Source organism: Teichococcus deserti, assembly GCF_001982615.1.
Taxonomy (GTDB): domain Bacteria; phylum Pseudomonadota; class Alphaproteobacteria; order Acetobacterales; family Acetobacteraceae; genus Pseudoroseomonas; species Pseudoroseomonas deserti.
In genome coordinates this window covers 1-9,372 of record NZ_MLCO01000139.1, presented here as the reverse complement: position 1 = coordinate 9,372, position 9,372 = coordinate 1, and the positions used below count along the sequence as shown (strand labels likewise).

6 protein-coding genes are annotated in these 9,372 nt (G+C 72.1%); 5 read left to right on the top strand and 1 reads right to left on the bottom strand.

Annotated elements, in window-relative coordinates:
• The 4 genes from BKE38_RS14685 to BKE38_RS14670 all read left to right on the top strand — a co-directional run.
• Positions 1-805 (top strand): ABC transporter substrate-binding protein (locus BKE38_RS14685; protein ID WP_076958047.1); only part of this gene is annotated, 805 nt, incomplete at its 5' end.
• 19 nt (positions 806-824) lie between these two features.
• A complete protein-coding gene (locus tag BKE38_RS14680) occupies positions 825-1,928 on the top strand; it encodes a siderophore-interacting protein (protein WP_076958046.1) in 1,104 nt (367 codons plus the stop codon).
• A 403-nt stretch (positions 1,929-2,331) separates the two neighbouring features.
• Positions 2,332-3,057, top strand: coding sequence for a 2-phosphosulfolactate phosphatase (locus tag BKE38_RS14675; protein WP_076958045.1), 726 nt, complete (start codon positions 2,332-2,334; stop codon positions 3,055-3,057).
• Positions 3,054-5,357, top strand: a complete 2,304-nt coding sequence (locus BKE38_RS14670; RefSeq protein WP_076958044.1) for a xanthine dehydrogenase family protein molybdopterin-binding subunit — start codon at positions 3,054-3,056, stop codon at positions 5,355-5,357. Before BKE38_RS14675 ends, BKE38_RS14670 begins: the two co-directional genes overlap by 4 nt.
• On the opposite strand, the gene BKE38_RS14665 is transcribed toward BKE38_RS14670, so the two are convergent.
• Positions 5,350-5,814: an Lrp/AsnC ligand binding domain-containing protein gene (locus BKE38_RS14665; protein WP_076958043.1), complete on the bottom strand. Its 465-nt coding sequence runs from the start codon at positions 5,812-5,814 to the stop codon at positions 5,350-5,352. The genes BKE38_RS14670 and BKE38_RS14665 overlap by 8 nt on opposite strands.
• Before the next feature lie 120 nt (positions 5,815-5,934).
• Between BKE38_RS14665 and putA the strand changes: the two genes are divergently transcribed.
• A partial coding sequence (putA, locus tag BKE38_RS14660) for a trifunctional transcriptional regulator/proline dehydrogenase/L-glutamate gamma-semialdehyde dehydrogenase (RefSeq protein ID WP_106409220.1) occupies positions 5,935-9,372 on the top strand: 3,438 nt, incomplete at its 3' end.

Below are 9,372 nucleotides of genomic sequence, written 5' to 3'. Positions count from 1 at the left end.
CAATGGCGGGCTGTCGATCGAGGCGCTGCTGGCCGGCGCGCCGGAGCTGGTGATCGCGAGCCTCGCCTCGCTTGGCCCCTATGGCGGCGACCTGCCGGACCGGCTGACGGCGATGGGCATCCCCGTGGTGGTGATCGACTTCTTCGTCGACCCGATGGCCAATACCCAGCGCAGCATGGCGATCCTCGGCCAGGTCATGGGGCGCGAGGCCGAGGCGAGGAAATTCGGGGAATTCTACGGCGGCGGCCGGCAGCAGATCGCCGACCGGCTGCAGGGCGTGACGCAGCGGCCGCGCGTCTTCGTCCATGCCCATGCCGGCGGAACGCCCTGCTGCAGCTCGCCCGGGCGCGGCGCCTACAGCACCATGGTCAGCTTCGCCGGCGGCCACAACATCGGCGCCGACCTGCTGCCGACCAACACCGGCGATGTCTCGCTGGAACAGGTGATCACGGCCGATCCCTGGCTTTATGTCGCGACCGGCGGGCCTTACGGCTCCCGCGGCGGCATCCCGCTGGGCCCGGGCATCGCCCCGGCCGCCGCCTCCGAGGCGCTGGCCGCGGTGATCCGCCGCAGCAAGCTGGAGGTGCTGCCGGCGGTGCAGGCCGGCCGCGCCCATGCCATCTGGCACGGCTTCAACGACACGCCGGCGCATCTGGTGATGCTGCAGGCCCTGGCCCGCTGGTGCCATCCCGACCGCTGCGGCGACCTCGACCCGGCGGCGACCATGGCGCAGCTGAACGAGCGCTTCCTGGCCATCCCGATGCAGGGCGCCCATTGGGCCGACCTCCCCTCGGGCGGGATCTGAAAGAAAAACTGGAAGAAAAATGGCCAGCCTGATCACCGAGGCGCGCGCCAGCGCCCGCCAGCCCGATGCGCTAATCCAGACCTTCCGCGAGCACATGGCCAGCCACGGCCTGACCATCCAGGGCCCGGTGGACGACACCCGCATCGACTTCCCTGGCGGCAGCGCCTTCCTGAAGCTGGAACCCGGCGCCATTGCGCTCCGCATCGAGGCCGCCGAGCCCGACCGCTTGGCCGATGCCAAGTCGACCGTCGCCGGCCATCTGGAGGCCTTCGCCCCGGAAGAGAAGCTGGGCATCGTCTGGCGCGGCGCCGGCGAGAGCGGCCCGGGCAGCCGGCCGCACAACTTCCGCGTGGCGCGCGTGGCGCGGGTGGTGGAGGTGACGCCGCAGATGCGCCGCGTCACCGTCACCGGCCAGGGCTTCGAGCGCTTCGACGCCGAGATGATGCATGTGAAGCTGCTGCTGCCCGAGGAAGGCACCGGCACGGGCGCCGCCCCCGAGCCGCGCTGGCCGACCCTGACCGACAGCGGCCAGCCCGACTTTTCTGACTGTGCCCTGACGCGGCGGACCTACACGCTGCGCCGGGTCGACCTGGCGCGCAACGAGCTCGACATCGATTTCGTCACGCATGGGGATGCCAGCCCGGGCTCGCGCTTCGCCATGCGGGCGCGGCCGGGCGATTGGCTGGGCGTCGCCGGGCCGGGCGGCGGACATATCCCGCTGCAGGGCTGGACCCTGGTGGCCGGCGACGAGACGGCGCTGCCCGCCATCGCCCGCGCGCTGGAAGACATGCCGGCCGAGGCACGCGGCCAGGTGCTGATCGAGGTCGCCAATGATGCCGAGCGCCAGCACCTGCGCCACCCGCCCGGCATGCCCGTGACCTGGCTGCCGCGCGACGGTGCCGCTTGCGGCGAAAAACTGCTGGCGGCGGTGCAGGCGGTCGACTGGCCGGTTGGGCTGGAGACACCCGGCACCGCCTCGGCCTGGGCAGCCTGCGAGGCGGCGACGGCCAGGGCCCTGCGCGAGCATTTCGGCCAGACTCTGGCCCTGCCGCGCGGTTCCTTCCGGGCAGCCGCCTATTGGCGCCAGGGCATCGCCGAAGGCGCAGCGGAACCCGCCCCCTGAGGTCGCGCGAGGGGACTCCGCCGGATCATCCAACTAAAACAAATTCTTAAGGGGCACAGCTACACCGAGACATCAGCCACACCCACCGTCTGCCGAGGGCACCGGCCACCGCCGGCAGGCAGCGAATGGCCAAGGCCAAGCCATTGTAAAGGCATCGAAAACTTGGCCGTCGAGCCCCGCGCAGGCTGCATTCCAGCCATCTTGCTGCAACGCACTCTCACACTTGCGTGAACGCATGGGTCGCTCTATATTCCTCTTCGACGATCGACGGCACTGCCTCGGTCGTTCTTTCTTGGACGTTTCCTCCCTAAACTCGGCGGTGCTTCGGCACCGCCTTTTTTTTGGCTTGGTTTTACGAGGGAAAACCGTCCCCAGGGCTGCGGCTGGCAGGGAGAGGGTCAGAATGATCCGGCTGGAATGGGGCCTGGCGGGGCTCGAGGCGCTGCAGCCCGAGGTCGCTGTCCTGGTCGTCGTCGACGTGTTGTCCTTCGGCACGGCGCTGGACGTGGCGCTGGCGCGTAGCGTCACCGTGTATCCCTTTCCGCATGGCGACGAGGTCGCCGCCGCCGCCCGCGCCGAAGCGCTCGGCGCCCTGCTGGCCCGGCCGCGCCGCGCCGGCGGCGGGCAGTGGAGCCTGTCACCGGCGAGCCTTGCCACCCTGCCTGAAGGATCCTCTCTGCTGCTGCCCTCCCCGAACGGGTCGCGGCTGTCGCTGGCGGCGGGCGGCACGCCGCTGCTGGCCGGCTGCCTGCGCAATGCCGCGGCCGTTGCGCACGCCGCCCGCCAGCTGGCGCAGGGCGGCCCGATCGGCCTGGTCCCGGCCGGCGAGCGCTGGCCCGATGGCAGCCTGCGCCCGGCCGTCGAGGACTGGCTGGGCGCCGGCGCCATCCTGTCGCATCTGGACGATCCGCTCTCGCCCGAGGCGGAACTCGCCCGCGACGGTTTCCAGGCCGCGGCGCCGGCGATCGGACGGCTGCTGGAGGACTGCGTCTCCGGCCAGGAGCTGATCGGCCGCGGCTTTTCCGAGGATGTCGCCTTGGCCGCAGCGCTGGAGGTCAGCGCCGCCGCGCCCTGGCTGCAGGACGGCGCCTTCCGCCCGGCGCCAGACTCGTCAAGAATGGGGGCATGACCCCTGCCGATGCCGCCGCCGCCCCCGACCTGATCTTCCGCGACCCGCGCTCGCGCCGCCGGCAGGAGGATCAGCGCTTTCTCCGCGGCGAGGGGCGCTACCTGGAAGACCTGCCCGCCCCCGACGCGCTGCAGGCCGTCTTTGTCCGCTCGCCGCATGCCCATGCGGTGCTGGGCGCGATCGACGCAGCCGAGGCGCGGGCGCTGCCCGGCGTCGTCGCCGTCATCACCGGCGCCGATCTGCTGACGGCGGGGCTGCGGCCGCTGCCCTGCGCCATGTCGGCCGAGGTGGTGAATGGCCTGGTGGCGCCGCCGCGCCACGCCCTGGCGGTCGACCGGGTCCGCCATGTGGGCGAGCCCGTCGCGCTGGTTCTCGCCGATACCTTGTCCGCAGCCCGCGATGCGGCCGAGCTGGTGGCGATCGATTACGAGATGCTGGCCTCGGTGACGGACAACGCGGCCGCGCTCCTCCCCGGCGCACCGGAGCTCTACCCGGAGATCCCGGGCAACTGCGCCTTCCATTTCCGCCGCGGCGAGCCGGAGAAGGTGGCGGCTGCCTTCGCCACCGCCGCGCATCAGGTCAGCCTGACCCTGGTCAACAACCGGGTCACCGCGGCGCCGCTGGAGAATCGCGGCGTGCTGGCGCGGCACGACACGGCGACCGGCCGGCTGCATCTGGTGGTCAGCGGCCAGGACGTCCATGGCCTGCGCCGCGACCTGGCGCATTGCCTGAGCCTGCCGCCTGAGCGCATCCAGGTCACCTGCCCCGATGTCGGCGGCGGCTTCGGCATGAAGAATGTCCTTCATCCCGAATATGTCGCGCTGCTCTGGGCGGCGCGGCAGCTGGGCCGGCCGCTGCGCTGGCTGGCCCAGCGCATGGAGGATTTCTCGACCGCCGCGCATGGCCGCGACAATGTCAGCACCGCGCGGCTGGCGCTCGACGCCGAGGGCAAGTTCCTGGCCCTCGAGGTCGAGATCATCGGCGGGCTCGGCGCCTATGTCTCCGCCCTTGGGCCGGGGGCGCATACCACGGCGCCGATGGCGGCGATGGGCGGGGTCTATGCCATCCCGGCGGTGGCTATGTCCTCGCGCGGGGCACTGACCAACACCACCCCCGTCGATGCCTATCGCGGCGCCGGCAAGCCCGAGGCCAACTACATCATCGAGCGGCTGATCGACGTCGCCGCCCTGCAGCTGGGCCTGGACCGCGCCGAGCTCCGCGCCCGCAACTTCATCGCCCGCTTCCCGCATGTCAGCGCGCTCGGCATCCCGATGGACACGGCGCGCTTCCACGACAATCTGGCGACCGCCCTGAAGGCGGCCGACCATGCCGGCTTCCCGGCGCGCCAGGCCGCCTCCGCAGCAAAAGGCCGGCTGCGCGGGCTGGGCCTGGCCTGCTTCCTGGAGACCTCGCGCGGCGCGCCGACCGAGGAAGGCGCCATCCGCATCCTGCCCGAGGGTAAGATCGGGCTGCTGACCGGCACCCAGTCCAACGGCCAGGGGCTGGCCACCAGCTTCGCCCAGATCGCCGCCAGCCGCCTCGGCCTGCCCGAGGATTGTTTCACGCTGATGCAGGCCGATAGCGACCTGCTGCCGCGCGGCGGCGGTCATGGCGGGGCGCGCAGCCTGCCGCTGGCGGGCACCGCGCTGGTCCTGGCGCTCGACGTATTCCTGGGGAAGGCCCGCGCGCTGGCCGCCACCCTGCTGCAGGCCGACCCTGCCGCGCTGACCTTCGCCGAGGCCCGCTTCACCAGCCCGGATGGGGCAGCGGTCGAACTGAGAAGAATCATCGAGCATGGTGGGGCGGCCGCGCTGGACAGCGACGCGCACAACCCGAACGACCAGATCGTCTTCCCCAATGGCTGCCACCTGGCCGAGGCCGAGGTCGACCCCGAAACGGGCGAGGTTTTCCTGCAGAGCTACCTGGCGGTGGATGACTACGGCACCATGGTCAATCCGCTGCTGACCGCCGGCCAGGTGCAGGGCGGGCTGGCCCAGGGCATCGGCCAGGCCCTGCTGGAGGCCATCCGCTACGACGCCGAAAGCGGCCAGCTGCTCAGCGCCTCGCTGAACGACTATTGCCTGCCGCGCGCCGCCGACCTGCCCTGGCTGGAAGTGCTGTTCAACGAGCATCCGACAGCCCGCAACCCGCTGGGCGCCAAGGGCGCCGGCCAGGCCGGCTGCATCGGCGCGCCGCAGACCGTGGTCGGCGCCGTCGCCGACGCGCTGGGCCTCGCCCATCTCGACATGCCGCTGACGCCGGAGCGCGTCTGGCGGGCCTGCCAGGGGCGCCTCACCTGAGCGGCAGCGGGCCGTCGTTCTTCACTTCCTCCATGACGGCATAGGTCCGCGTCTCCTTCACCCCGGGCAGGTTCAGCAGCACCTCGCCCAGGAAGGCGCGGTAGGCGGCCATGTCGCGCAGCCGCGTCTTCACCAGATAGTCGAAGCCGCCCGCCACCATGTGGCATTCCAGCACCTCCGGGGCGCGGATGACGGCGGCGGCGAATTTCTCGAAGATGTCGGGCGTGGTCTTGTCCAACAAGACCTCGACGAAGACGAGCAGCCCGAAGCCCAGCCGATGCGGGTCCAGCCGGGCGCCGAAGCCGCTGACGAAGCCGTCGCGCAGCAGGCGGCGCAGGCGCTCGCTGGTGGCGGTGGGGGACAGGCCGATGCGCTCGGCCAGCTCCTGGTTGGTGATGCGGCCGTCGCGCTGCAGGATATCCAGGATGCTGCGGTCGATCCGGTCAATTTCCTGCATCTTTCTCTACGCCCTGGCTTCTTCACCGTGTTTTATCCGGCCATCCGGCCAAATCAACCGATACTGATCCGCCTGCCCCCTCGCTAGGTTTTTCGCTCGTTTGCCGAGGACCTCCGCGCCATGCGCGACACCGCTTCGCCCTTCGCCCCGCTGGCCGCCGAGCTGCTGCCGCAATCGCCCCTGCGCGCCGCCGTCACCGCGGCCTTCCGCCGCGCCGAGACTGACTGCCTGCCCCCTCTGCTCGCCGCCGCCCAGCTGGCGCCGGCGCAGAACGCGGCCGCGACGGCGCTGTCGGAGAAGCTGGTCACCGCGCTGCGCGGCAAGCCCCCCGGCCGCGGCGTCGAGGCCCTGGTCCAGGAGTTTTCCCTGTCCAGCCAGGAAGGCGTCGCGCTGATGTGCCTGGCGGAGGCGCTGCTGCGCATCCCCGACAGCGCCACCCGCGATGCGCTGATCCGCGACAAGATCGGCGGCGGCGACTGGGGCTCGCATCTCGGCCATGCGTCGTCGCTCTTCGTCAACGCGGCCACCTGGGGGCTGGTGGTCACCGGGCGGCTGGCGGTGCCCGACACCGAGGCCGGGCTCGGCGCCGCGCTCACCCGGCTGATCGGCCGCGCCGGCGCGCCGGTGATCCGCCGCGGCGTCGACATGGCGATGCGGCTGATGGGCCAGCAATTCGTCACCGGCCAGACCATCGACGAGGCGCTGTCCCGGGCGAAAGCCATGGAGCAGAAAGGCTTCCGCTATTCCTACGACATGCTGGGCGAGGCGGCGGTCACCGCGGCCGATGCGGCCCGCTACCTGAAGGATTACGAGACGGCGATCCATGCCATCGGCCAGACCTCGGCCGGGCGCGGCATCCAGGCGGGGCCGGGGATTTCCATCAAGCTGTCGGCGCTGCATCCGCGCTATGCCCGCGCCCAGCATTCCCGCGTCATGGCCGAGCTGCTGCCGCGCGTCGCCTCCCTTGCCATGCTGGCCCGCCGCTACGACATCGGGCTGAACATCGATGCCGAGGAGGCCGACCGGCTGGAGCTGTCGCTCGACCTGCTGGAGGCGCTGGCCGCCGACCCGCGGCTGGCCGGCTGGGACGGCGTCGGCTTCGTCATCCAGGCCTATCAGCGCCGCGCGCCCTATGTGGTGGATTTCGTCATCGACCTGGCGCGCCGCACCCGCCGGCGGATGATGGTCCGCCTGGTCAAGGGCGCCTATTGGGACAGCGAGATCAAGCGCGCCCAGCTCGACGGCTTGGACAGCTTCCCGGTCTTCACGCGGAAGATCCACACCGACGTCTCCTACCTGGCCTGCGCCCGGCGGCTGCTGGCGGCGCCCGACGCGGTCTTCCCGCAATTCGCGACGCACAATGCGCGGACGCTGGCGGCCATCCATGAGATGGCCGATCCCGCCGCCTGGAAGCCCGGGCAATACGAGTTCCAATGCCTGCACGGCATGGGCGAGCCGCTCTACGAAGAGGTCGTCGGCACCGGCAAGCTGGACCGCCCCTGCCGCATCTACGCCCCGGTCGGCACGCATGAGACGCTGCTGGCCTATCTGGTGCGGCGGCTGCTGGAGAACGGCGCCAATTCCTCCTTCGTCAACCGCATCAACGACCCGGCGGTGCCGGTCGCGGCGCTGACCGCCGACCCGGTGGCCGAGGCCGCGGCGCTGACGCCGCCCGGCCGGCCGCATGACGGCATCGCCGCACCCCTCGCTTTGTTCGGGGCGGAACGCAAGAACTCCGGCGGGCTGGACCTGGCGAACGAGCAGGCGCTGGCCGCCCTCTCCGCCACCCTGGCCGCGGCGCGCGCCCGCTACACCGCCGCGCCGATGCTGGCCAAGGAGGTGACCGAGGACAGCGCGCCCTTCCTGGTGACGAACCCCGCCGACAACGGCGACATCGTCGGCGAGGCGCGCGAGGCCGGTGCTGGCTCGGTCGAGGCTGCGCTCTCCGCCGCCGCCCGCTTCGCCCCCATCTGGGCCGCGGTGGCGCCGGGTGACCGCGCCGATCTGCTCGACCGCACCGCCGACCTGATGCAGCAGCAATTGCCCGCCCTGCTCGGCCCGATCGTGCGCGAGGCCGGCAAGTCGCTGCCCAACGCCATCGGCGAGGTGCGCGAGGCCATCGATTTCCTGCGCTACTACGCCGCCCAGGCGCGCGGCTTCACCGGCGAGCATCGCCCGCTCGGCCCGATCGCCTGCATCTCGCCCTGGAACTTTCCGCTGGCCATCTTCACCGGCCAGGTGGCGGCGGCCCTCGCTGCCGGCAATCCGGTGCTGGCCAAGCCGGCCGAGGAGGTGCCGCTGATCGCCGCCGCCGCCGTCGCCCTGTTCCACGCCGCCGGCATCCCCCGCGCCGCGCTGCAGCTGCTGCCCGGCCAGGGCGAGGTCGGCGCTTCGCTGGTGGCCGATGCCCGGGTGCAGGGCGTGATGTTCACCGGCTCCACCGAGGTCGCCCGGCTGATCCAGGCCACCCTGTCGCAGCGCCTGGGCGTGACGGGGGCCCCGGTGCCGCTGATCGCAGAGACCGGCGGGCAGAATGCGCTGGTGGTCGATTCCTCGGCCCTGGCCGAGCAGGTGGTGGGCGACGTCATCGCCTCGGCCTTCGACAGCGCCGGGCAGCGCTGCTCGGCGCTGCGGCTGCTCTGCCTGCAGGAGGAGGTGGCCGACCGCGTCCTCACCATGCTGCGCGGCGCCATGGCGGAACTGTCTCTCGGTTGCCCCGACCGGCTGTCGGTCGATATCGGCCCGGTCATCACCGCGGAAGCCGCCCGGGGCATCGGCGACCATATCGAGGCGATGCGCGCCAAGGGCCGCGCCGTGCATGCGGTGCCGCTGCCCGACGCCTGCGCCAAGGGCCATTTCGTTCCGCCGACCCTGATCGAGATCGCCTCGATCGATGATCTCCAGAAAGAAATCTTCGGCCCGGTGCTGCATGTGCTGCGCTATCGCCGTGGCGGTGAGGCGGCGCTGATCCGCGCCATCAACGCCACCGGCTATGGCCTGACCTTCGGCGTGCATTCGCGCATCGACCACAGCATCGCCGCCCTGACCGAAGCCGCCGGCGCCGGCAATGTCTATGTCAATCGCAACCTGATCGGTGCCGTGGTCGGCGTGCAGCCCTTCGGCGGGCATGGGCTGTCGGGCACCGGGCCGAAGGCGGGCGGGCCGCTCTATCTGCGCCGGCTGATGGCGTCCCACCCGGCGCAGCCGCCGCTGCCGCCGACCCCGCTGCCGGCGGCCGTGGCCGCCCTGCTGGACTGGCTGCGCGCCGAGCAGCCCGCCATCGCCGCCCGTGTGGCCGCCCAGGCGGAGCTGGCCCGGCCGGGGCTGCGCATCACCCTGGACGGGCCGGTCGGCGAGCTCAACGAATACAGCCTGGCGCCGCGCGGCACCGTCCGCGGCGTCAGCGCGACCGCCGAGGGCTTCTGGCTGCAATTCGCGGCCTGTCTGGCGACCGGCAACCGCTACGCCCCCGACGCCGCCCCGCCGCGCGCCCTGCCCCCGGCGCTGGCCACCCTGCTGGCGCCGGGGGCAGGGCGCGCGGCGGGGCGGCGTCGGGGG

Coding starts and splice junctions, on each gene's coding strand:
- BKE38_RS14675 (WP_076958045.1), top strand. CDS start 2,332: ATGATCCGGCTGGAATGGGGCCTGGCGGGGCTCGAGGCGCTGCAGCCC.
- BKE38_RS14665 (WP_076958043.1), bottom strand. CDS start 5,814: ATGCAGGAAATTGACCGGATCGACCGCAGCATCCTGGATATCCTGCAG.
- BKE38_RS14670 (WP_076958044.1), top strand. CDS start 3,054: ATGACCCCTGCCGATGCCGCCGCCGCCCCCGACCTGATCTTCCGCGAC.
- BKE38_RS14680 (WP_076958046.1), top strand. CDS start 825: ATGGCCAGCCTGATCACCGAGGCGCGCGCCAGCGCCCGCCAGCCCGAT.